This is a genomic window from Cognatiluteimonas sedimenti (genome assembly GCF_022808325.1).
Classification (GTDB): domain Bacteria; phylum Pseudomonadota; class Gammaproteobacteria; order Xanthomonadales; family Xanthomonadaceae; genus Cognatiluteimonas; species Cognatiluteimonas sedimenti.
This window is the reverse complement of the sequence record NZ_JALGCL010000002.1, coordinates 109,447-133,464: the sequence shown is the minus strand read 5'-3', so window position 1 is coordinate 133,464 and position 24,018 is coordinate 109,447. Positions and strand designations below refer to the sequence as shown.

Here is a 24,018-nt window from a genome sequence, read left to right as displayed (position 1 = left end):
ACTGCGGCGATGGCCGTCCCGTGGGACACCCTCCGCCGCTTCGCGCTGCTGACCGGGCTGTACTTCGCCGGGGCAGTGCTGGCGACGCTGTACCTGCGCACCCCCGAGGACGTGACGCTGTTCTGGCCCAGCGCCGGCGTCGGCTACGCCGTGGTCGTGCGTTACGGACTGCGCTGGGTGGTGATCGTCCCCGCCGCCATGGCCCTGCTGCATGCGCTGGTGCTGCCGGTACCGGCCGCTTTCCTGCCCTATTCGCTCGGCAGCAACACCCTGGCGACGCTGCTGGCCGGCTGGTACGTGCACCGCCAGCGCCGCGACCTGCACCTGGAGATCGGCGACGGCCTGCTGCTGCTGCGTGGCGGCGTGCTGCTCGGCCTGGTGAGCGCGGCGATCGGCACCGTCGGCCTGGTCGAATCGGGCATGCTCCCGCCCGGCGACAGCGGCCGCGGACTGGTGCTGTGGACACTGGGCGACGTGCTCGGGATCACCACCCTGGCACCGAGCCTGTCGTTGCTGTTCGGGCGCGAGGACGGTGCGCCGCGCATGCGCATCCGCGGCGGCGAGGCATCGCGACGCGAACGCATCGCATGGGGGGCGACGCTGGCCCTGTGCCTGGCGGCGATCTGGATCGCCGGGCGCAGTGGCAACCTGTACGCACTGGGCCTGGTCAGCCTGCCACTGGCGCTGCTGTTGTGGGCCGCGATCCGCTTCTCGCCGTTGCTGGCGATGCTGGCGACGATCGCCGTGGTCGTGTTCCTCAGCCTGTTGACCGGGATCGGGCTGGGCGGTTTCACCCGCCCGCTCACGCTGCTGGACTCGGCGGTACTGATGCTGCTGCTGATCCTGATCTCGGTGATCCCGGTGATGCTGAGCGTGTCCAACTACGAGAAGCGGAGTACCGCCATCGCGCTGTTCCGCCGCGCCACCCTCGACCCGCTGACCGGCCTGCTCAACCGCAGCACCTTCGAGGAGCGCGCGCGCGAACAACTGGCCACGGGCGACGGCGAACTGGCGCTGCTGTACCTGGACCTGGACCACTTCAAGCTGGTCAACGACGCCACCAGCCATGTCGCGGGAGACGACCTGATCCGCGGCGTCGCCGACCTGTTCGCCACCGAGTTCGAGCGCACGGTGCTGGTCGCGCGCACCGGTGGCGACGAGTTCGCGGCGCTGCTGCCGGCCAGCCGCGCCGCCGCGACCGCGTCCGCGCGCCGCTTGCTGGCGGCGATCGATGCCCTGCGCGTGCCCTGGCAGGCGCAGGTGCTGACCACCACCGCGAGCATCGGCCTGGCCTTCGGCCGCGCGCCGCATGTCGATTTCGACAGCCTGCTCTCGCATGCCGATGCCGCCTGCTTCGCCGCCAAGGAACTGGGCGGCAACCGCATGCTCGCCGCCGCCCCGGACAGCGACGAGATGCAGGTGCGCGCGGCGACGATGCGCTCGGCGCTGCAGGTGCGCGAGGCGCTGGACGAGCGCCGCTTCGTGCTCTACTGCCAGCCGATCGTCGACCTCATCGCGCCGCGGCCGCCGCAACGGCATTTCGAGATCCTGCTGCGCTGGACCGACGCCGGCGGCGTGGTGCGCGCGCCGGCCGAACTGATCGCCGCCGCCGAGCGCTACCGGCTCGGCCCGCGGCTGGACCGCTACGTCGTCGATGCCACGCTCAACTGGCTGGAGCAACACCCGGACGCCGCGGCGATGGTCGAGCACTGCAGCATCAACCTCGGCGGCGCGACCCTGGTGGACGAGGAGTTCAGCGACTACTTCGCCGCGCGCCTTCGCCGCAGCAACGTGCCGACCGAACGCCTGTGCCTGGAAATCACCGAGACCAGCGTGGTCCGCGACCGCAGCCGCGCGCAACGCTTCATCGGGCGGATGCGCGAGCTCGGCTGCCGCTTCGCGCTCGACGACTTCGGCACGGGCTTCTGCTCGTTCGGCTACCTGCAGGACCTGGACGTCGACTACCTCAAGATCGACGGCAGCTTCGTCCGCGACCTGGAGCATTCGCCGCTGGCCGAGGCGGTGGTGCGCTCGATCACCGACATCGCCCACGTCCTGGACAAGCGCACGGTCGCCGAGCAGGCGCAGACCGAGGCGCAGCTGGACCGGCTGCGGCGGATGGGCGTGGATTACGCGCAGGGCTACGTCTTCCGGCACCCGCAGCCGATCGACGCGTTCTTCGCCGCGCCCGCGGCCTGAGCGGCCGCGCGCAGGATCGCCAGCACGTCGTCGAGCAATGCCGCGGCGGTGACCTGCGCGCCGGCGCCGGGGCCCTGGATCAACAGCGGCTGCCCGCGGTAGCGGTCGGACCAGATCGCGACGCGATTGTCGGTACCGCCGCCGCCGCGCAGCGGATCATCCGGCGACAGCGATTCCAGGCCGACGCGCGCGGAGGGCGCGCCCTCCGCGCGACAGTCCAGCCGCGCCACGAAGCACAGTTTTTCGCCACGCTTCCAGGCGTCCGCATGGCGCGCGCGCAGGGGTGCGTCCAGTTGCGGCAGCGCGGCGTCGACGCCGCACCGATCCAGGGCCGCGAACGCAGCCGGCAGCAGCGGATCCACCTCGACCGCGCCAGCTTCCAATGCCAGGCCCGCGGACCGCGCCAGGATCAGCAGCTTGCGGCGCACGTCCTCGCCGGACAGGTCCTCGCGCGGATCCGGCTCGGTATAGCCGGCCGCGCGCGCCGCGCGCACGAAACCCGAGAACGGGCGCAACCCGTCGTAGTGGTGGAACAGCCACGCCAGCGACCCCGAAAGCACCCCGGCGATCGCGTGGATGCGGTCGCCACCGGCCTGCAGCCCGCGGATCGAGCGCAGCAACGGCAGGCCGGCACCGACCGTGGCGCTGTCGCCATACACGCTGCCGCCGCGGGCGCAGGCGGCACGGATCTCGCTCCAGCGCGCCACGGACGTGCCCTGCCCGAGCTTGCAGGCGGTGACCACGTGGATGCCCTGCGCCAGCCACCACGCATGCCGCGCCGCGACCGCATCGCTGGCGGTGGCGTCGATGACGATGCGCGCCCCGTCCCCGGCCAGCGCCGGCGCCACGGCGTCCAGCGCCGCGGGCCGGCCGGCCGCGTGCAGGTGCTGCGCCGCCGCCAGCGGCGACAGGCCGGCACCATCGCTGCAGGCCTGGCGCGAATTGGCGACGTGCACCACTCGCAGCCGCTCGCCGAGCGCGGTGCCCTGCCATTGCGCCAGCCGCTGCAGCAGCGCGCTGCCGACGGTACCGATGCCGAGCAACGCCAGCCGCGCAGGCGCAGTCGACGGCAGCGGCGCAGGAACCCATCCCTTGGGGGCTGCCGCCAGCCTGGGTCGCGGGATGGCATTCATCGCGTCGCCGTGGCCCCCAGGCCGTTGCGATCCGCGGAAAGCAGCGCCTGCACCCGCTGCAGCGCGGCCGCGATGTCCGCAACCAGGTCGTCGGCATGCTCGATCCCGACCGATAGCCGCAGCAGTCCATCGCCGATGCCTGCCGCCGCGCGCGCTTGGGCGCTCATCGCCGCGTGCGTCATCGTCGCCGGGTGCGCGACCAGGCTTTCGACGCCACCCAGCGATTCGGCCAGGGTGAAATATCGCAGGCCATCGAGGAATGCGCGCACCGACGGCTCCCCACCTCCCAGTTCGACCCCGAGCATCGCCCCGAACCCGTGCTGCTGGCGGGCGGCGATGGCATGGCCCGGGTGGGCAGCCAGCCCCGGGTAGTGCAGCGCGCGTACCGCGGGATGGCCGGCGAGCAGCGCCAGCAGCGCCTGGGTGTTGTCCTGGTGCACGCGCAGGCGCGCTTCCAGCGTGCGCAGGCCGCGCAGGGTGAGGTAGCTGTCGAACGGCGCGCCGGTGATGCCCAGGCAGTTGGCCCACCACGCCAGCCGTTCGTGCAGCGCCGCGTCCCGCGCCACGACCACGCCACCGACCACGTCGCTGTGGCCGTTGATGTACTTGGTGGTCGAATGCACCACCAAGTCGGCGCCGAAGGCGATCGGGTTCTGCAGCGCCGGCGACAGGAAGGTGTTGTCGACCACCGCCAGCGCGCCGGCCTTGTGCGCGGCCTCGACCACGAAGCGCAGGTCGGTGATCCGCAACAACGGGTTGGAGGGCGTCTCGATCCACACCAGCGCTGCCGGCGCGCGCAGCGCCGCGGCCAGCGCGCGCGGGTCGGTGAGGTCCACGGTCACCAGGTCGAAGTGACCCTTTCGCGCCAGCGCATCGAACAGCCGCCAGCTGCCGCCGTAGCCGTCGTGCGGCACCACGATGCGGTCGCCCGGTTGCAGCAATGCGTTGAGCACCAGGGTGATCGCGGCCATGCCGGTGGCGGTGACCACGCCTCCGGCACCGCCTTCCAGTTCCGCCAGCGCATCGCCGAGCTGGTCGCGGGTCGGATTGCCACTGCGGGTGTAGTCGTAGCGGCGCTTGTGGTCGAAGCCGGCGAAGCTGAAGTTGCTCGACAGCACCAGCGGCGGCGCTACCGCGCCGAAAGCCTGGTCGCAGTCGATGCCGGCGCGCACCGCGCGGGTGGACGGGCGGCTCATGGCGCGACTCCGGGACATCCGTGGTTGCCGGCATCGCCATCGGCCAACACTTCGCGCAGCAGGGCGGCGATGGCGTCGGTTTCCTTGAGGAAGGCGTCATGGCCGTAGCGGGAGCGCAACACCCGCAGGCGGGTTTCGCCGCGCAGGCGCTCCACCAGCCGATACGCGTCCCCGATCGGTACCAGCCGGTCTTCGGCGACCGCAGCCACGGTGACCGGGATCCGGATCGCGCCGGGATCGACCGACTGCAGGTCGATCGATTCCGACAGCCGCGCGAACGCGGTCGCCGGGGTGCGCGCGGCGTACTTGTCGCCGCAATGGTCCAGGTAATCCTCGGCCGCGACCCGCACGCGTCCCCCGGCCACCTGCGCGGCGCCGAAGCGCGCCGCGAATTCCTCCGGGGTGCGGTAGCTCAGCAACGCCAGTTGCCGCGCCAGCGCCAGCCCGTCGCGCTCGTCGCACTGCAGCGCGCCCAGCGCCAGCGCGCGTCGTTGCAGCGCGCGCCAGGCGCTGGCGTAGGGATGGGCGCGATCGGTGCCGCTGATCGCCAGCAGCCGTTGCAGCCGCGCCGGATGCCGCGCCGCGAACTGCAACCCGACCATCGCCCCGTAGGAGCAGCCGACGAAGGCGGCCAGCGCATCGACCTGCAGCGCGTCGAGTACCGCGGCGATCGCATCGGCCTGGTCGGCTGGGTCGAGCGGCGCATCGAGCGTACCGTCCGCGCCGAGCCAGTCGATGGCGAGCAGGCAATGCCGCGAAGGATCCAGGGCCCGGCCCGCGCCGACCTGCGCATCCCACCAGCCCGGCTGCGGGAAGGCAGCGCTGGCCGCCAGGTGGCGATCGGCGGAAATGCCGCCGGCCACCAGCACCATCGGCAACGCCGCATCGCCGAGCAGTTCATGGCGCAGCTCGACCCGCCGCGGGCCGGCGTGGCGCAACGCGAGCACGCAGGCCTGGGTGCCGCGCCGGGCATCGGCCGCATGGGCGATCCTGGCGGCGGCGTCCAGCGGGCAGGGCGGGAGTGCTGGCAGGGCTTGCCGCCCGGCGGTGATGGCGAGACCCATGGCGTCGTTCCTGGTGGGAAAGGGCCATCGAATCGCGCGGGGCGAAGCCGGAAGTACGGCAGCCACGGTCCGCCCGGGGAGCAGGGGCGGATCGCAACCATCTTCCGGTGGACACGCAGGTCCCCGCAGGAATTGGCACCGCGACGGGGCTTGCGCCCCATCCAGTTGCCCCGGCGTCTTCGGGCCTGTCCCTCAGCCGGTCTCGATGGATGGCCGCAGGTTGCCAGCGGCATTTGACTTTGTCAATCTCTTCATCGGCATGAAGCGATGGAACAGGCAATCGTCGGGATGGCCGCCGGGAGCGTCGGATGAACGATCCGGATCGCATTTTTCCCCGATACCCGCATACTTCGCGGATGCGCATACGACTTCTTGCCGGCGCCAGCGCCGCCCTGTTCCTTGCCGCCTGCAGTACGCTGCCGCAGCCGGCCCCATCCGCCCCACCCGCGGCAGCGGCGACGCCCGCGGCGGCACCCACCGTCCACGGCATCGCCGAAGCCTGGGTCTCGGCCGAAACCCCGGCCGAGGAACTCGATTCCCTGGCCACCTGGACCGGCGAGGACGGCGGCACCTGGCTGATCGCCACCGGCAAGTCCAGCCACCGGCTGGTGGTCTACGACGCCGAAACCGGCAGGCAGCTGCGCACTTTCGGCAGCGAAGGCAGCGGTCCTGGCCAGTTCAATCGCCCCAACGGCATCGCCGTGTATGGCGACCACCTGTTCGTGGTCGAGCGCGACAACCATCGCGTGCAGGTATTCACGCTGCCGGATTTCACGGCGATCGGCAGCTTCGGCGACGACATCCTGCGCAGCCCTTACGGCATCTGGATCAACGAGACCGAACCCGAAGAGCTGGAGGCCTACGTCACCGACAGCTTCATGTACGGCAAGAAGTACGACGTGGTGCCGCCGTGGGACGAACTGGGCCAGCGCGTGCGCCGCTTCCGCGTGCAGTTCGACCAGGCCGGCCGGCTGCGCGCGAACTACGGCGGCGCCTTCGGTGATACCCACGAGCAGACCGCGTTGCGGATGGTGGAATCGATTGCCGGCGACCCGGCCAACGACCGCCTGCTGATCGCCGACGAGGACACCCGCCACGCCTCCACCCTGCGCGAGTATTCGTTCAGCGGCCGCTACACCGGCCACAGCCTGCCGCAGGACGCCTTCGGCGCCGAGGCCGAAGGCGTGGCGCTATGGACCTGCCCGGACGGCGGCGGCTACTGGATCGCGGTCGACCAGCTCGCGCCGCTGACGATCTTCCACCTGTTCGACCGGCTCACGCTGGAGCCGCGCGGCAGCTTCGAGGGCAACGTCACCGCGCATACCGACGGCGTCGCGCTGCACGCCATCGCCACGCCGCGCTTTCCCGGCGGCGTGCTGTATGCGGTGCACGACGACAAGTCGGTCGCGGCGTTCGACCTGCGCGACGTCGTGGCCACCCTCGGCCTGGCGACGGACTGCGTGCACTGACGGCGATGCCCGCGCCCCCGCCCCCCGCCCGCCTGTGGCCCGCGCTGCTTGCAGCGCTGGTGGCCACGGCCGGCGTCGCCCACGCCGGCAAGGTCTACAAGTGGACCGACCGCAATGGCGTCGTGCATTACGGCGACCGCCCGCCCGACGCCAACGCCGCGGTGAAGCACGTCAAGGTGATCCCGGTCCAGGCGCAGCCCGGCGCGATGGTGCGGCTGCGCGTGGAGAACAGCGATGGCGCCTACATGGCCTGGGCCGACAACACCCTGGCCGGGCCGATCGAGGTGATGCTGCGCTTCAGCCGCGAGCGCAACGTCGCCGGCGACCCGTCGCTGCCTGCGCGCGCCACCGTGCCGGCCCGCGGCAGCGCCTTGGTCGCGCGGATCGGCGCGGTCGATCCAGCGCAACCGGGCGAATTCGAATTGCGCCTGGACGGCATTCCCGGGGATCCGTCGGCGCGGCCGAGCGACGTCCAGTACCTGTTGCCGCTGCGCCAGGGCGCGCTGCAGGTCGACCAGGGTTACGGCGGCAGCTTCAGCCACACGGATCCGCAGAACCTGTACGCGGTCGATTTCGCCGCCGACGTCGGTACCAGCGTGCTGGCCGCGCGCGCCGGGGTGGTGATGCAGGTCGAAAACGATTTCGACAAGGCCGGTCTCAACCGCGAGAAATACGGCGGTCGCGCCAACTTCGTCCGCATCCTGCACGACGACGGCACCATGGCGCTGTACGCGCACCTCAAGCCCGAGGGGGTGATGGTGCGCGTGGGCCAGCGGGTGCAGGCCGGGCAGCAGATCGGGCTATCGGGCAATACCGGCTTCACCACCGGCCCGCACCTGCATTTCGCGGTGCAGGTCAACCGCGGCATGCGCCTGGAGTCGATCCCGTTCCGGATGCTGGGACCACGGGGCGAACTGCGTTTCGGCGACCGGCGCTGACCGCGCCCCGTATAATCGCGCCCTTCCCCGCCGTTCCCCGCGCCCGCCGCGCGCCGCCGCCATGTCCGACGTTTCCCTCGAAGCCGCGCGCCGCCGCACCTTCGCCATCATCTCGCATCCCGACGCCGGCAAGACCACGCTGACCGAGAAGCTGTTGCTGTTCGGCGGCGCGATCCAGATGGCCGGCTCGGTCAAGTCGCGCAAGACCTCGCGCAGCGCCACCTCCGACTGGATGGCGCTGGAAAAGGAGCGCGGCATCTCGGTGACCTCGTCGGTGATGCAGTTCCCCTATTCCGACCGCATCGTCAACCTGCTCGATACGCCCGGCCACGCCGACTTCGGCGAGGACACCTACCGCGTGCTGACCGCGGTCGACTCGGCACTGATGGTGATCGACGTCGCCAAGGGCGTGGAGGAACGCACGATCAAGCTGATGGACGTGTGCCGGCTGCGCGACACGCCGATCATGACCTTCATCAACAAGCTCGACCGCGAGGGCCGCAACCCGATCGACCTGCTCGACGAGGTCGAGTCGGTGCTCGGCATCCAGTGCGCGCCGGTCACCTGGCCGATCGGGATGGGCCAGCGGCTCAAGGGCGTCGTGCACCTGGTCAGCGGCGAGGTACACCTGTACGAACCCGGCCGCAACTTCACGCGGCAGGATTCGACCATCTTCGCCTCGATCGACGATCCAAAGCTGGAGGAGCGCATCGGCGCACCGATGCTCGCCGAGCTGCGCGACGAACTGGAGCTGGTGCAGGGCGCCTCGCACCCGTTCGACCTGGCCAGGTACCTCGCCGGGCAGCAGACGCCGGTGTTCTTCGGTTCGGCAGTCAACAACTTCGGCGTGCAGCTGCTGCTGGACTTCTTCGTGGAGCATGCACCGGCACCGCGGCCACGCGCGACCACCAGCCGCGAGGTCGCGCCATCGGAACCGCAGCTCACCGGCTTCGTGTTCAAGATCCAGGCCAACATGGATCCGCAACACCGCGACCGCGTCGCGTTCATGCGCATCTGTTCCGGGAAGTTCAGCGCCGGCATGAAGGCATTCCAGTCGCGCACCGGCAAGGAGCTGAAGCTGGCCAACGCGCTGACCTTCATGGCGTCGGACCGCGAGATCGTCGAAACCGCCTGGCCTGGCGACGTGATCGGCATCCACAACCACGGCACGATTTCGATCGGCGACAGCTTCAGCGAAGGCGAAGTGCTGCACTTCACCGGCATCCCCAACTTCGCGCCGGAACTGTTCCGCCGCGCGCGCCTGCGCGACCCGCTCAAGCTCAAGCAGCTGCAGAAGGGCCTGGCGCAACTCAGCGAGGAAGGCGCCACCCAGTTCTTCCGCCCGCTGATGAGCAACGACCTGATCCTCGGCGCGGTCGGCACCCTGCAGTTCGACGTCGTCGCCTACCGGCTCAAGGACGAGTACGGCGTCGACGCGAGCTTCGAGCCGGTACAGGTGGCGACCGCGCGCTGGATCCGCTGCGATGACGCGAGGAAGCTGGAGGAATTCCGCGAGAAGAACGCGATGAACCTCGGCATCGACGCCGCCGGGCAACTGGTCTACCTGGCGCCGACCCGCGTCAACCTGCAGCTCGCCCAGGAGCGCGCCTCCGGCGTCGAATTCCTGGCCACGCGCGAGCATGCGCACGCGGTCGACGCAGGCTGATCCCCGGGGCAACAACCCGCGGTCCCGTGCGCATGCGCGGCCGTCGCTGCGTGCACGCGCATTGCGGTAGCGGAGCGACGACGACCGGGCGTGCCCATCGTCGCACCGGCCTTTCATGGAGCATTTGCTCCAGCCTACGCGAGGATGCTCGGGCGGCATGCACGCATCGGCACACCGGGAGGAAGCCGCCAACGCCCTGACCCACGGCCTTGGCGCGCTGGCGGCGCTGGCCGGCGGCGTGGTGCTGGTCGCGCTCGCGGCCGCGCATGGGGACGCCTGGCGCCTGGCCGCGGCGATCGTGTTTTCCACCAGCCTGCTGCTGCTGTACCTCGCCTCCACCCTGTACCACTGCGCGCGACAGCCTGACGCCAAGGCGCGGCTGAAGGTGATCGACCACTGCGCGATCTACCTGCTGATCGCCGGCACCTACACGCCGTTCACCCTGGTCGCGTTGCGCGGCAATGTCGGTTGGTGGCTGTTCGCCGCGATCTGGTCGCTGGCGGCGCTGGGGGTGCTGTTCAAGCTCCGCTTCACCGGCCGCTTCAAGCTGGTGTCGACCCTGCTGTACATTGCCATGGGCTGGCTGGCCCTGGTCGCGATCGAGCCACTGCTGGTCGCACTGGACGCCTGGAGCCTGCGCTGGCTGCTGGCCGGCGGCGCCGCCTACACCCTGGGCACGGTGTTCTACCACCGGCCGTCATTGCCCTATTCGCATGCGGTGTGGCACCTGTTCGTGATCACCGGCAGCGTCTGCCATTACCTCGCGGTGCTGCCGCTGATGCTTCCCGCACGCTGAACCGTGATGGGCGGCTTCACTGTCGCTTGACCCCGCAATGGCGATGGTGGCCGACGATCCCGCTGAGCCACGAGGCTTTCCATGCGCCTTTCCGTTTTTCTCCCGCTGGCCGGCGCGCTGCTGCTCGGCGCATGCAATCGCGACACTGGCGCCGATGCCGGTTCCGCTACCCCCGCCGACACCACCCCGCCCGCGTCCGCCACTGCACCGGCCGGCACCGACGATAAGGACGTCACCATGCGTTACGCCTGCGACGGCAACACCAGCGTGGCGATCCTGGGCAGCGACACGGCCCGGGTGGACCTGCCCGACGGACCCGACGTCACCCTGTCCAAGGTCGCCGGCAGCGCACCGCCGGTGTTCACCGGCGGCGAACTGTACTTCGCGATCGGAGACAGCGGCGCGCACCTGTCGCGCGGCGACGAGACCAACGAGCTGACCTGCCGGCCGCAGTAAGCGGCTGCGCCGACCGGCATGGCGACCCCGGACACCAGCGCGCCGAACTTCGATCCACGCAAGGCGTGGGCGGGGGTTCGACGCCACCCCTGGTTGTCTTTGCTGGCCGTGCTGCTGGTCGGGATCGCGATCCTGGTTGCGCTGTGGGACTGGAACTGGTTCCGCGGCCCGATCGAACGCCAGGTCGAGGCTCGCACCGGGCGCAGTTTTGAAATCGGCGGCAACCTGGATGTCGACCTCGGGCGCGTCACCACGATCCGCGCCGACGCACTCAGCTTCGGCAACGCGGCCTGGTCGAAGGCACCGATCATGGCCAGCACGGAACGGCTCGAATTCGGCATCGCCGTGTGGCCATTGCTGCTGCACCGGGAGGTATTGATCCCGGACATCCACCTCGCCAAGCCGCACCTGCGGCTGGAAAAGGGACCCAAGGGCGTCGGCAACTGGGTGTTCGGCGAGCCTGGCGGGATGCAGCCGCAGTTCCGGCGGCTGTGGATCGACGACGGCCGCCTGCGTTTCCTCGATGCCGCGAACAAGACCGACATCGATGTCGCGGTCGACAGCAGCGCGCAGGGCAAGGGCCAGGATGCGCCTCCAATCGACGTCGAAGGCGGCGGCCGCTGGCATGGCAACAAGTTCAGCGTGCGCGGCCACGCCGAATCGCCGCTGGACCTGCGCGATCCACGCAGCCCGTATCGCATCGATGCCCACGCCCAGGCCGGCGACACCAGGGCGCACGCACGAGGCATCCTGGTCGATCCCCTGCGACTGCGGGATTTCGACCTGAAGCTGGCACTGGCGGGCCAGGACATGGCCGACCTGTACCCCCTGATCGGCGTTGCCACCCCGCCGACCCCGCCGTACAGCCTCGACGGCCGCCTGACGCGCGACATCAAGGACGGCCGCACGACCTGGCATTACGACGGTTTCGGCGGCAAGGTCGGCGACAGCGACCTGTCCGGCAGCGCCAGCGTCACCACCGGCGGTGCGCGCCCCTACCTGCGCGCGGACCTGGTGTCCAAGACCCTGGATTTCGACGACCTGGCCGGTTTCGTCGGCGCAGCGCCACAGGCTGGCGGCAGGGAAAGCACCAATCCGGAACTCGCCGCCCAGGCCGCGCGCCAACGGGCCAGCGCCAGGGTCTTGCCCGATACGCCGTATGAACTCGACAAACTGAGGGCGATGGACGCCGACGTGCATTGGAAGGCGCAGCGGATCAGTGCGCCGAAGCTGCCGCTGGACGACATGGATGCCCGCCTGGTGCTGGAAAACGGCCTGCTGCAGCTCAAGCCGCTCAACTTCGGCGTCGCCGGTGGCGACATCCGTTCCGACATCCGCATGGATGCGCGCGAATCGCCGATCCGCACCCGGGCCGATATCGCCGCGCGCGGCCTCAACCTGGCACCGCTGCTGCCGGACGTGAAGCAGGCGCAGGACGCCATCGGCAAGGTCGGTGGCAACATCGCCCTCAGCGGCAGCGGCAATTCGATCGCGCGCATGCTCGGAAGCAGCAACGGCAACGCGGCGATCGGCATGGGCCGCGGCCAGATCAGCAACCTGCTGATGGAATACGCCGGGCTCGACATCGCCGAAGCGCTGAAATTCCTGGTGAGCGGCGACCGCAAGATCCCGATCCGTTGCGCCTTCGGCGACTTCGCGGTCAAGGACGGGGTGATGACCACGCGCGCGCTGGCCTTCGACACCACCGACACGATCATCGTCGGCGAAGGCACGATCAGCCTCCGCGACGAGTCCCTGCACCTGAAGCTGCGGCCGCGGCCGAAGGACCGCAGCCTGCTGGTATTCCGCTCGCCGCTGATCGTCGAGGGCAGCTTCAAGGCGCCGAAGTTCCACCCCGATTACGCGCGCGTCGGCCTGCGCGGCGCGATCGCGCTGGTGCTGGGCAGCATCGCGCCACCGGCGGCGTTGCTGGCGACGCTGGAACTGGGCCCGGGCGAGGACTCGGGCTGCGGCGGCAAATACGCGAAATGAGGCTTGCAGGCGCGGCTGCGCTCATCCGCGGGGCGCCTTTTGGCTGCGAGTTCCTGGCGACTGTCACAACCAGGGAGCTCGCGGCTGAAGCCGCTCCCACAAACACAGGCAAGGATGAATCCGTCAGCTGGCGATATAGCGCTGCAGCTGGTCCAGTTCCAGTTGCTGGTCCTCGATCACCGCCTTGACCAGGTCTCCGATCGAGACCACGCCGAGCACGTTGTCGCCGTCGAGCACCGGCAGGTGGCGGATGCGCTTGTCGGTGACCAGCTGCATGCAGTGGTCGGTACTGTCGCCCAGGCCGACGCTGACCACCTGCGCGGTCATGATGTCGCGCACCGGCGTGTCCTTGGACGAGCGCCCCTGCAGCACGATCTTGCGCGCGTAGTCGCGCTCGGACAGGATCCCCGCAAGCCGGCCGGCCTGCATCACCAGCACCGCGCCGATGCGCTTCTCGGCCATCAGCCGGATCGCGTCGACCACCGGCGCATCCGGGCCGATGGCGAAGATCTCAGGCGCCTTGGCCTCCAGCAATTGCCTCACGGTGCGCATGGCCATCTCCTTGCACAGGGGACTGTTGCGAGGATACTCCGGTCGCCGGCTGCCAGGCATCGACCAGGTACAACGGACGCTGCTTGGATTCCAGGTAGAGGCGGCCGAGGTATTCACCGATCAGGCCCAGCGCCACCAGCTGCACGCCGCCCAGGAACAGGATCGCCGACATCATCGTCGGCCACCCGGCGACCGGGTCGCCCCACAGCAGCGCCTTCAGGACGATCCACAGCGCATAGACGAACGCCAGCAGCGCGGTGGCGACGCCCAGGTAGGTCGCCAGCCGCAGCGGCGCGGTGGTGAAACTGGTGATGCCCTCGAGCGCGAAATTCCACAGCTTCCAGAAATTGAACTTGCTGCTCCCGGCGATCCGGCGCTCGCGCTGGTAGGGGATTGCGACCTGCTCGAAGCCGACCCAGCCGAACAGGCCCTTCATGAAGCGGTGGCGCTCGCGCAATTGCCGCAGCGCCGCCAGCGCGCGCGGCGACAGCAAGCGGAAATCACCGGTGTCCTGCGGGATCGGCGTCTTCGACAGGCGCCCGATCAGTCGATAGAACAGGTGCGCGGTCCCGCGCTTGAGCAGGCCCTCGCCGTCGCGGGCGATGCGGGTGCCATGGACGTCGTCATAGCCTTCGCGCCACTTGGCCACGAACCGGGGGATCAGCTCCGGCGGATCCTGGGCATCGGCGTCCAGGATCAGGGCGGCGCCGTCCACGACCCGGTCCAGGCCCGCGGTCAACGCCGCCTCCTTGCCGAAGTTGCGCGACAGCCGCAGCAGCGACACCCGCGGATCGCCAGCGGCGATCCTCTGCAGCACCGCCCAGGTGCCGTCGCTGCTGCCGTCGTCGACATACAGCACGCGGCCGTCGACGCCGTCATCGCGCAGTCCTTCCAGCACCGCGGACAGGCGCGGGTGCAGCGCAGGCAATGCCTCGGCTTCGTTGTAGGCGGCGACGACGACGGTCAGCAGGTCCTGGGCCATGGCGCCATCGTACCTGCAGCCCGGGCGACCGGGTCAGTCCAGGCGTTCGAGGTAGGCACTGCCGCCCAGGTGCCGCATCTGCCGCTGGATGCCGTTGCTGCGGCGCTGCACGTAAGGCCCGGGGTTGCGGGCATCGTAGCGCGCGGGGTTGGGCAGCACCGCCGCCAGCCGCGCGCACTCGGCAGCGGACAGCCGGGCGGCATCCTTGCCGAAGAAGCTGCGCGCCGCCGCCTGCGCGCCATACACGCCGTCGCCGAACTCGGCGATGTTGGCGTACATCTCCAGGATCCGCCGCTTGGGCCACAAGGCCTCGATCAGCACCGTGTACCAGGCTTCGATGCCCTTGCGCACCCAACTGCGGCCGCTCCACAGGAACAGGTTCTTGGCCACCTGCTGGCTGATGGTGCTGGCGCCGCGGACCTTGCGCCCGCGCGCATTGTTGCGCCGCGCCTTCTCGATCGCCTTGAAGTCGAAGCCGTGGTGGACGGGAAAGTTCTGATCCTCGGCGGCGACCAGCGCCAGCGGCAGGTTCGGCGCGATGTGGTCGAGGTCGCGCCAGTCGTAGACGATGCCGTAATCCCAGTCGCCCTCGCGCCACGCCGAAAGCTGGCGCGCGGCCATGAACGCGGTGAACGGCGGATCGACGAAGCGCAGCGCCAGCACCTGCAGCACCGTGGCCAGCAATGCGAGTAGTGGCAAGGCCAGCAGCCAGCGCCAGCGACGGCGGCGCAACGAGCGCTTGGGATCGGCTGTCTGCAGTGGTTCGGCTTGCACGGGCGGCCCCTGGTCCCCATTGAGCGGACAGCGGCCCGCGCACGCGCATTATCACCGTCGCGCGCTGCCTCGCATGCCTCCACAATGAGTTCCATGACCATGCCCACGAGCACGCACGTCCCTCCCGCCAGTGTCGCCAGCAATGTCGGCCCGGACCGCCTGACCCGTTTCCTGCTGCAGGCGGCCGGGGTCCGCGGCGTGCACGTGCAACTGGACGAAACCTGGGCACGCATCCGCGAGCGCGCCGGCGACGACGTGCCGGTTGCGGTGACCGAACTGCTGGGCGAAGCCGCCGTCGCCGCCGCGCTGTTCACCGGCCACGCCAAGATCGAAGGCCGGCTCTCGGTGCAACTGCGTGGCGACGGCCCCGTGCGCACCCTGTTCGCCGAGTGCACGGCCGCGGGGACCTTGCGCGGGATCGCCCAGGTCCGGCCGGACGCCGCGCCAATGCCGCGCGACCTGCGTGCGCTGGGCGCGGAGGCAGTGCTGGCGATCACGATCGAGAACCCGGGCGGCGCCGGCCGCGAGCCGGTGCGCTACCAAGGGCTGGTGGCACTGGCGTCCGAATCGCTCGCCGGTGCCTTCGAGGACTACTTCCGCCAGTCCGAACAACTGCCGACGCGCCTGCTGCTGGCCGCGGACGGGCACCGGGCAGCCGGGTTGATGCTGCAGAAGCTGCCCGGCGATGGCGGCGACGACGACGGCTGGGATCGCGCGTGCGCCCTGTTCGAGACCCTGTCGCCCACCGAACTGCTGGTCGCGCCCGCCACCACGCTGCTGCAGCGGTTGTTCCAGGAGGACGGGGTCGAGGTGCTGGGCGAGCGTCAGTTGCGTTTTGCCTGCTCCTGCTCCCGGGACCGGGTGGCGGCCATGCTGCAGTCGCTGGGCGAGGAGGAGGCTCGGGCCGCGGCGGCCGCTGGCGACGCAGAGATCCGTTGCGAGTTCTGCGGAGAGCAATACCGGTTTGGCCTGGAGGAAATCGCGGCCCTGTTCCCGGCCGGGTCGGTCGCCGTCGAGGCGCCGGAACGGCTGCAATGAGACGTCCTTCACGCTTCACCGATTGTTAAAGAAACATAAATCCAGTAGATTCAGGCTTCCCCCTCCCGGGAACTCGACCGGGACCCCGAGGTCAGATCCGCCGATGACCATCCGGTTGCTGAAATTGCCGTTGGCCCTGCTGCTCCTGCTCTGCATGGTGGCAGGCGCGGCCGCGCAGACGCGGCACAGCGACAAGAGCACCTGGCTGCCGGTCTGGAACAACGCCAGCGGCAAGCTCGAAGCCTATCTGGTGCTTGAACCGACCGAAGCGCCGCAGGTCGGCACCCGTTGGCGCTTCGGCAACAACTCGCTGGACACCACTTTCGGCCTCGAAGCCGGTGATTCGCTGGCACTGCTGTGCAACCGCAAGAGCGGCATCGTCGGCGCGCTCGGCAACCTGCCCAACAATTGCCTGCTCGCCGCGCTCGGCGACAGTCTTGACGACGACAATCGCAACGGCAGCCGCCGCGCCAGCGCGACCGCGGCCTTCAGCCGCGACGGCGGCAAGCTCGGCGTAAGCGCCGGCAGCGGACACGACACCCTGCCAGGCTGGCTGGTCCCCGGCGCGCCGCGCAACCAGGTCGACGTCAACGACCTCACCGTGTTCGCGCAGAAGAACCTGCGCAATGAAGGCTTCGTCTCGATCGCCGGCACCGTCGCCAAGGCGCGCCTGGTTCCGGCTTCGCAGGCACCGGAGCTCACGGACCGCTGGAGCAGCAAGTCGTTGACGATCGGCGGTGGATTCGGCGCGTTTGGCGCAAACATCGTTGGCCACGTCATCGACACCCCTGGCCAACCCAAGTGGAGCGGCCTGGGACTTGGCCTGACCTGGCGTACGCCCTGGAGCGGACAGCTCACGGTCGGCGCGGACAATGTCGTGACCCGGGGCAAGAACCCGTTCTCGACCAGCGGCAACGGCGATTCCGGTGATGGGACCGTGCCGTACGTGCGTTACGAGCAGGACCTGTAGCCGGCGCACGTCGCTCGGGGCCGCCACGGCCTTTCCGCGCCCTGCATCCGGCACTCAGTCCTCGCGCAGCGCCTGGATCAGCGGCTGCAGATAAGCCTCGTATGGCGCCCACTTGGGGCGTTCGCGGGCGACGATCCCCTGCCGCACCTGAACCGCGCTCGCAGTTGCCACTCCACGCTCCCTTTCCGTGAGCGCCAGCATCCGCGGCTCGAAGTCCAGCCCACAGAACGCGCATACCCGCCTTAGCACCGTTTCGGGATCCCGCGTCAGTTCGGCGTAGTCCACGTCGAGGATCCGGCCGGGCCAGGCCTTGTGCCAGTGCGCCATCAGGCGGCGATACTGCCTGTAGAACGCCGCCAACTCCAGCTGGTCGTAGGAATAGGGGTTGGCATCGGAAAACAGCTCGCGCAGGTTGGAAAAGCAGGTCTCGACCGGATCGCGCACCATGTGCAGGATCTTCGCCTGCGGCAGCGCCTGGCAGATGAAGCCGATATTCAAGAAGTTGGATGGCAGTTTGTCCGTGAAACAGCGTTCCCTGCCTAGCCGCCATCCGATCTTGTCCAGGTAGCCGCGGCCGACCGCTTCGAAGTCCACGCTGCCGGCGCGCTCCATGATGGTCGCGTCGATGACGCCGCGGCAGTGGTGGTCGGTCGCGTAGCGCATCTGGCTGGTGAAGTCGTACAACTCGCCGACGCCCTTGACATCATCGTGGCCGTCCAGGAGTTGTTCGAGCAGCGTCGTCCCCGAGCGGTGCATGCCGACGATGAAGATGGGCGTGCGCCCACCCTCGCCCGATGCCGGTTGCGTTATCGGCGCTCCAGGCAAGGTCATCAATTGCTCTACCAGTCGCCTGGAATCCTCTGGGTCGTAGGCCAAGGCCTGGCGCTTGGCGCGGAGCGCAGTTTCGAGCGCCCGCCAAGCCCCGGCGTGGTCGCCCAGGTCATCGAGTTCCTTGTGCAAGGCATAGGCGAGCAGGGTCGTGCGCTCGGCCGGGGAAGCATCCTTGCGAAGCAGTTCACGGAGCCGGTCGACGTGGTTATCAGCCGGGGTCTGGCGACGCAGGCGCGCCAACTGCCAATAGGCGGGAGCCAAGTCCGGCGCCACACGCAGGCAGCGCGCCAGATCGGCCTCCGCTTCATCGAAGCGCCCGAGGTAAATCAGTACCTGCGCGGATGCCAGCAACATCGGCGGGTAGTCCGGATCCCCCTTCCGCGCCTCCGCGAGGAACGGCAAGGCGCGCTCCTGCAGGTTCAGGTAGCTCAGCTGCGCGGCAATCGTGAGCAGTACCGGTATGCCCACCTGGGACAGCGGCGGCAACGACTGGAGCCGGCTGAAGAAGGCTTCCGCCTCGTTGAAGGTGCGGAGCCGGCCGAACAGGTCCATCAGCAGCTCGGGGTGGCGCACCTCCAGGTGCCGGGCACGCAGGGTGCACTCCCTGGCGGCCCGGTAGTGCCCCAGGTACGACTCCACGTATGACAGATGCAGCAAGGCGGCGACGTGTTCGGGCTGGATCGACAGGATCGACAGCAGGGAACGCCGGGCACCGGGCCAGTCCTTGCGCGCGAACTGTTGCTGTGCGGCCTGCCACAGGCCGATGGTTTGCGTGGTCATGGGCCATGGTCCCATATCGCCCGCCCACAAAAAAAGCGGCCGCCCGAAGGCGGCCGCTCAATCCGTGCATCAAACGCTTTTCTTAGAAATCGTACTGGACCATGAAACGCACCGAACGCGGGGCCTGGTACTCAGTGGCGCGCTTGTAGGTTTCAGGGGTCGGGTTACCCGCTGCGTCCTCGCCGAACTCGTCGAAGGTCGAGGCCGATTGGGCGTTGAACACGTTGAACACGTCGACCTTGAACTGCAGGCCCGGGGCGAACGCAGGCTGGTAAGCCACGTTCAGGTCCAGGGTCTTGGTCCACGGCGTCGTGCCCTGGCTGCCACGCGGAACGATGGTGTAGCCATTGTTCTGGTCAGCATCAGGGACGCCCGGATCGCACGAGAAGTAACCGTTGCCGTAGCCATGGTCCGGACGTGCACCGTACGCGCCGAAGCAGTTGACCGGACGGCCGGACTGCACCAGCAGGTTGGCGCCCACGGACCACTCATCGGTGATCTCGTAGTTGCCGAACAGCTTCAGGGTGTGGCGGCGATCGTTCGGCAGGTAGCCGTAGGCGCCGTAGGTCAGCTCGGGGTAGTCGAAGTCCTGCGTGGTGCCGGTATCGGACTGGCCGATATCGGACTTGACGCCACCTTCGGTGTTGCCCTTGCTCTTGGCGTAGGTGTACGACCCCTGCAGGAAGAAGCGGTCCCAGTTGCCCTGGAAGAAGAACTCCAGCGCCGAGTAGGTACGCTTCGCGCCCGCGCCGGCGTCCTCGGCGGAGACCGGGATGGTCTCGAGCACGCCGTCGCCGTTGACGTCCATGTGGTAGACCGAATCCTGGCCCGGGTTGTACAGGCGGCAGAACGGGAAGCCCGGGTTGTAGAAGGCCATTTCGTTCGGTGCGCTGCGGTCTTCCGGAGCCTGGAAGATACCGTCGTTGGCGGTAAAGCCGTTGGCCAGCGCCCAGTCGATGATCGGACGGTAGTCGCAGGTATCGTCGATGGCGCGCTTCAGGTCACGGTAGATGCCGCGGACACCGAGCGAGACGTTGTCGGTCAGCTGCTTCTGGAAGCCCAGGATGTACTCGTCCTGGTACATCGGATCAAGCGTGGACGACGCGATCGTGGCCGGGTTCTTGCCGACGCCGAACTCGTTGTTCAGGTAGCGGAAGGTGCCCGGGATGGGAGCGATACCCGTCGGTGCGCCGGTACCGTCGGTGGCGACGCCGGTGTAGGTGTAGTACTCCTCGCTGAACAGCGATGCGCTGGCGCCGCGGACGGCCACCGTCGCGGTGAGCGGCAGGGCATAACGGCCCGCGTTGCCGAACACCTTGAAGGTGGAGTCGCCGAACACGTCCCAGGAGAAGCCCAGGCGCGGTGCGAACTGGTTGCTGATCTTGGCGAAGGTCTCGCCATTGCCGTTCTTGTTCTCGAACGTATCCCAGCGCAGGCCCAGGTAGGCGATGAAGTTGTCGGTGATGCTCCAGCTGTCCTCGATGTAATAGGCAGTCTGGTCGACCTCGACCGTGGCGCCGGACTGGAACACGCGCTTGCGCACGACGCCGTCCTGGATGTAGCGCCAGTAGATGCCGCCGCTGTAGGACTCGCCGGCGACCGACTCGAAGTTGTCGATGTCGACGCCGCCGCGGAGCAGGTGGTCGCCCAACTGCCATTCGGCGTCGATGCGGTACTGGTCGCGGGTGTCCTGGGCGTCCGGACGGCCCAGCTGCGAAGCCAGGTCACAGCCCGAGTACACGCCGGTGACGTCCTTCTGGCTCGGCGGACGGCCGTCGATCACCAGCGGGCAGCCCGGGACCGCGCCACCAACATTGCCGCTGTAGGAGTTGGTCAGGCCATTGGCCGAGACGCTGTAGTTGTTGCGCTTGAAGGTGCCATGGCCCGCCAGCGCCGACAGGGTGAAGGTGTCGGTCAGGTAGCCGGTGTACTTCAGCACGTAGAAGTCACCACCGCTCTCGCTGTAGTCGGTGCCCAGGTAGTCGCCGCGGCTCGGCTTGCCATCCGCGTCGAAGTTGGTCTCGAAGTAATCGGTATCCGTCTTGCGGGTATCCGACATCGAGGTCAGTTCGAGGATGTTGCTGTCGTTGATGTTCCAGTCCATCTTCAACAGCCAGTTCGGGCGCTTCTGGCTGGAAGCGATGTTGGAACCGCCCTCGAGCACGCCCGGGTAGGCATCGGATTCGGACTTGCCGTACTGCAGCAACCCGTAGGCGAACAGGCGGTCCTTGACCAGCGCGCCGCTGGCCCAGATCGCGGCCGTGGCATCCCAGGAGCTGTTCTCGGAGCGGTCACGCACCAGCGTGCCGTCGTTGAGGAACAGGTCGTGCGGGTTTCCGTCCAACGATTCCGGCGAGTAGAAGATGTTGCCGCCGGCGTGGAACTCGTTGCTGCCGCGCTTGGTGATCTGGTTCAGCACGCCACCGGTCGAACGACCGAATTCGGCGCCGTAACCACCCGTCTTGACCTGCTGCTCGGCGATGCCTTCGAACGGCACCTGCACGAAGTTCAGGTTGGCGAACGTATTGGTGATGTTGAAGCCGTTGAGGTAGTACTGGTTCTCGGCAACGGACGAACCGCCGAACGAGGCCAGGTTGCCGAACGCGGAGTCGCCACGCACGGTGCCCGGTGCCAGCAGGGCCACGGAAGTGCCGTCGCGCGGAACCGGGATCTTGGCGATCTGCTCGGCGGTCAGGATCGTGGTCGACTCCACCGAGGAGACGTCGATCGGGTTGACCTGGTTGGTGCCGACAACGGTCACGGTGCCAAGCGTGGTCGCATCACCGCTGGTGAAGTTGACCGTGCTCGAGGTACCGACGTTGACGGTGACCGGGCGCGCCGCGCCGCCGTTGTCCGAGACCTCGTACTGGCCGGTCGGCAGGGCGGAGAAGCGATAGTTGCCATCGGCACCGACGGTGATCGTGCGGCTGAAGCCGCGCGAGGCGTTGGTGACGGTGATGGTGTCGCCGGGATTGGCGCTACCGGTGATCGCACCGGCCGCGTTGGTCTGTGCATAGGCGCCACCCACGAAGCAAAGACCCAGTGCCGCGGTCAGTGCGCTTCGCTTCAGGCCTTTGGCGAGATTCTTAGAAGCCATTTTTTGTAACCCCCATAGGGACGAAGGACCTTGAGATGTACATGTACGTCAAAGCCGAGGATGGCTAGACCGGCCGACTATAGAACAGGCAACAATTCTTTAACAACCCCTTTCGCCCGTGAATCGCGTTGAAACCGGACGGTTTCGCCCCCAAGCCCGCGACCGGGCCTCATTCTTGGCGCATCCCGTTGTTTTGCAAAGAAAACGCCGGCGGCCAGTTCCAGCCCGCCGGCGCCAGTGTTGTTGCGATGCAGCACGCCAGTTCGTTAAGCCGACGTGGACGCCTCAGCCCTGCAACTGCTCCGCGATCCGCTGCTGCTCGGCCCGGAGCGCCTCGGGCATCCGCGGGCCGTATTCGGCCAGGTAAGCCCCCAACGCCTCGAATTCGGCGCGCCAGCCCTCGCGGTCGAAGCCCAGCAGCATGTCCCGGGCGCCTGGCGCCAAGGCAACGCCTTCGAGGTCGATCTCGCCCGCCTGCGGCAGCACGCCGATCGGGGTCTCGACGCCCTCGGCGCTGCCGTCGACACGCCGGATCATCCACTCCAGCACCCGCAGGTTGTCGCCGAAGCCCGGCCACAGGAACTTGCCGTCGTCACCCTTGCGGAACCAGTTGACGTGGAAGACCTTGGGCAGCTGCGCGCCGGGCTGGTCGAACGACAGCCAGTGCGCGAAGTAGTCGGCGAAGTTGTAGCCGCAGAACGGTTTCATCGCCATCGGATCGCGACGCATCACGCCAACCGCACCGGTCGCCGCGGCCGTTGTTTCCGAACCCATCGCGGCGCCCACCAGCACGCCGTGGGTCCAGTCGCGCGCCTCGAACACCAGCGGCACCAGCGAGGCGCGGCGACCGCCGAACACGATCGCCGAAATCGGCACGCCCTGCGCGTCTTCGGCCTTGTCCGAGTAACTCGGGCAACGCTTCGCGGAGACGGTGAAGCGCGAATTGGGATGCGCGGCGGGGCCCTTGGCGGCGTCGTACGGTTCGCCGCGCCAGTCGGTGACGGGCTGCCGGTCGTCGCCGATGCCTTCCCACCACGGCTGGTTGTCGGCGGTGACGCCGACATTGGTGAAGATCGTGTGCGACTGGATCGACGCCAGCGCATTCGGGTTCGACTTCCTCGACGTGCCCGGCGCAACGCCGAAAAAGCCGGCCTCCGGGTTGATCGCGTACAGGCGGCCATCGGCGCCCGGGCGCATCCAGCAGATGTCGTCGCCGATGGTCCAGATCTTCCAGCCGGCCTCGCGGTAGCCCTCCGGCGGGATCAGCATCGCCAGGTTGGTCTTGCCGCAGGCCGACGGGAATGCGGCGGCGATGTAATGGGTTTTCCCCTGCGGATCCTCGAGCCCGAGGATCAGCATGTGCTCGGCCAGCCAACCTTCGCTGCGCGCCTGGTGCGAGGCGATGCGCAGCGCATGGCACTTCTTGCCCAGCAGCGCGTTGCCGCCGTAGCCCGAGCCGTACGACTTGATCGTCAGTTCCTCGGGGAAATGCATGATGAAGCGGCGCTCCGGATCGAGCTCGCCGATCGAGTGCAGGCCCTTGACGAAGGAGCCTTCGCGCTCGATCCGCGCCAGCGCCGGCGCGCCCATGCGGGTCATGATCCGCATGTTGGCGACCACGTACGGCGAATCGGTGACCTCGACGCCGCAACGCGACAGCGGCGAATCGATCGGGCCCATGCAATACGGGATGACGTACATCGTGCGGCCCCGCATGCAGCCGTCGAACAGCGCGTCGATCTTCGCGTGCGCCTGCGCCGGCGCCATCCAGTGGTTGTTGGGGCCGGCGTCCTCGCGTTCGGGCGTGCATACCAGCGTCAGGTGCTCCACGCGCGCCACGTCGTCGGGGTGCGAGCGGTGCAACCAGCTTTGCGGATGGGTCTGCTCGTTGAGTCGAACCAGGGTGCCATCGGCTTCCATCTTCGCGACCAGGGCCGCGTTCTCGGCATCGCTGCCGTCGCACCAGTGGATCGCATCGGGCCGGGTCAGTGCCGCGACGTCCACCACCCATTGGTTCAAGGCCTGCAGCGTGCTGCCCGCGCTTCCGGGCGCGGGCAGGTCTTTGGAAATTGCGTTCACCGGTGT

The 24,018-nt window shown here is 68.7% G+C and carries 18 protein-coding genes and 1 riboswitch; of the genes, 9 read left to right on the top strand and 9 right to left on the bottom strand.

The features are described from left to right. The first annotated feature begins 9 nt into the window (after positions 1-9). A complete protein-coding gene (locus MQC88_RS07280) occupies positions 10-2,199 on the top strand; it encodes a putative bifunctional diguanylate cyclase/phosphodiesterase (protein WP_243320592.1) in 2,190 nt (729 codons plus the stop codon). Here MQC88_RS07280 and MQC88_RS07275 read toward each other — a convergent pair. From MQC88_RS07275 to metX, 3 genes are read right to left on the bottom strand one after another with little or no spacing between them, the layout of a single operon-like run. Beyond that, positions 2,142-3,332: a homoserine dehydrogenase family protein gene (locus tag MQC88_RS07275; RefSeq protein WP_243320590.1), complete on the bottom strand. Its 1,191-nt coding sequence runs from the start codon at positions 3,330-3,332 to the stop codon at positions 2,142-2,144. The genes MQC88_RS07280 and MQC88_RS07275 overlap by 58 nt on opposite strands. Beyond that, entirely contained in the window at positions 3,329-4,546 is a 1,218-nt protein-coding gene (gene metB / locus MQC88_RS07270; protein ID WP_425491602.1) for a cystathionine gamma-synthase, read from the bottom strand. The genes MQC88_RS07275 and metB overlap by 4 nt, the downstream gene beginning before the upstream one ends. Beyond that, entirely contained in the window at positions 4,525-5,592 is a 1,068-nt protein-coding gene (gene metX, locus MQC88_RS07265) for a homoserine O-succinyltransferase MetX (RefSeq protein ID WP_243320586.1), read from the bottom strand. Before metX ends, metB begins: the two co-directional genes overlap by 22 nt. A 94-nt stretch (positions 5,593-5,686) precedes the next feature. After that, positions 5,687-5,804: riboswitch (SAM riboswitch) on the bottom strand. Positions 5,805-5,948: 144 nt separating this feature from the next. Between metX and MQC88_RS07260 the strand changes: the two genes are divergently transcribed. From MQC88_RS07260 to MQC88_RS07235, 6 genes are all read left to right on the top strand, one after another. Then, positions 5,949-7,061 (top strand): NHL repeat-containing protein, encoded by a 1,113-nt coding sequence (locus MQC88_RS07260; protein ID WP_243320584.1) that lies wholly within the window; start codon positions 5,949-5,951, stop codon positions 7,059-7,061. 5 nt (positions 7,062-7,066) lie between these two features. Continuing rightward, a complete protein-coding gene (locus tag MQC88_RS07255; RefSeq protein WP_243320582.1) occupies positions 7,067-7,999 on the top strand; it encodes a peptidoglycan DD-metalloendopeptidase family protein in 933 nt (310 codons plus the stop codon). Positions 8,000-8,060: 61 nt separating this feature from the next. Next, a complete protein-coding gene (locus tag MQC88_RS07250; RefSeq protein WP_243320578.1) occupies positions 8,061-9,665 on the top strand; it encodes a peptide chain release factor 3 in 1,605 nt (534 codons plus the stop codon). 157 nt (positions 9,666-9,822) lie between these two features. Further along, on the top strand, positions 9,823-10,461 hold the full coding sequence (trhA, locus tag MQC88_RS07245; protein ID WP_243320576.1) for a PAQR family membrane homeostasis protein TrhA: 639 nt from the start codon (positions 9,823-9,825) through the stop codon (positions 10,459-10,461). Between the two features lie 81 nt (positions 10,462-10,542). Further along, positions 10,543-10,917, top strand: a complete 375-nt coding sequence (locus MQC88_RS07240) for a hypothetical protein (protein WP_243320573.1) — start codon at positions 10,543-10,545, stop codon at positions 10,915-10,917. 18 nt (positions 10,918-10,935) lie between these two features. Then, positions 10,936-12,909, top strand: a complete 1,974-nt coding sequence (locus MQC88_RS07235) for an AsmA family protein (RefSeq protein WP_243320571.1) — start codon at positions 10,936-10,938, stop codon at positions 12,907-12,909. Between the two features lie 123 nt (positions 12,910-13,032). Here the strand turns inward: MQC88_RS07235 and MQC88_RS07230 are convergent, their stop codons facing one another. From MQC88_RS07230 to mtgA, 3 genes are read right to left on the bottom strand one after another with little or no spacing between them, the layout of a single operon-like run. Further along, positions 13,033-13,461 carry a CBS domain-containing protein gene (locus tag MQC88_RS07230; RefSeq protein WP_243320569.1) on the bottom strand — a complete coding sequence of 143 codons (429 nt, stop codon included), beginning with the start codon at positions 13,459-13,461 and terminating at the stop codon, positions 13,033-13,035. Further along, complete coding sequence (locus tag MQC88_RS07225) at positions 13,421-14,443, bottom strand: glycosyltransferase family 2 protein (protein ID WP_243320567.1); 1,023 nt, start codon at positions 14,441-14,443, stop codon at positions 13,421-13,423. Before MQC88_RS07225 ends, MQC88_RS07230 begins: the two co-directional genes overlap by 41 nt. A gap of 33 nt (positions 14,444-14,476) precedes the next feature. Next, on the bottom strand, positions 14,477-15,217 hold the full coding sequence (mtgA, locus tag MQC88_RS07220) for a monofunctional biosynthetic peptidoglycan transglycosylase (RefSeq protein ID WP_243320565.1): 741 nt from the start codon (positions 15,215-15,217) through the stop codon (positions 14,477-14,479). 99 nt (positions 15,218-15,316) lie between these two features. On the opposite strand from mtgA, the gene hslO reads away from it, so the two are divergent. Both hslO and MQC88_RS07210 read left to right on the top strand, forming a co-directional pair. Next, complete coding sequence (gene hslO / locus MQC88_RS07215) at positions 15,317-16,255, top strand: Hsp33 family molecular chaperone HslO (RefSeq protein WP_243321289.1); 939 nt, start codon at positions 15,317-15,319, stop codon at positions 16,253-16,255. Between the two features lie 154 nt (positions 16,256-16,409). Next, positions 16,410-17,225, top strand: a complete 816-nt coding sequence (locus MQC88_RS07210) for an XOO1806 family protein (protein ID WP_243321287.1) — start codon at positions 16,410-16,412, stop codon at positions 17,223-17,225. 54 nt (positions 17,226-17,279) lie between these two features. On the opposite strand, the gene MQC88_RS07205 is transcribed toward MQC88_RS07210, so the two are convergent. The 3 genes from MQC88_RS07205 to MQC88_RS07195 all read right to left on the bottom strand — a co-directional run bounded on the left by MQC88_RS07205 (position 17,280) and on the right by MQC88_RS07195 (position 24,012). Further along, positions 17,280-18,836: a tetratricopeptide repeat-containing sulfotransferase family protein gene (locus tag MQC88_RS07205; protein WP_243320561.1), complete on the bottom strand. Its 1,557-nt coding sequence runs from the start codon at positions 18,834-18,836 to the stop codon at positions 17,280-17,282. An 82-nt stretch (positions 18,837-18,918) separates the two neighbouring features. Continuing rightward, positions 18,919-21,933 (bottom strand): TonB-dependent receptor, encoded by a 3,015-nt coding sequence (locus MQC88_RS07200; protein WP_243320559.1) that lies wholly within the window; start codon positions 21,931-21,933, stop codon positions 18,919-18,921. A 285-nt stretch (positions 21,934-22,218) separates the two neighbouring features. Next, positions 22,219-24,012 (bottom strand): phosphoenolpyruvate carboxykinase (GTP), encoded by a 1,794-nt coding sequence (locus MQC88_RS07195; protein ID WP_243320556.1) that lies wholly within the window; start codon positions 24,010-24,012, stop codon positions 22,219-22,221. Positions 24,013-24,018 lie beyond the last annotated feature (6 nt).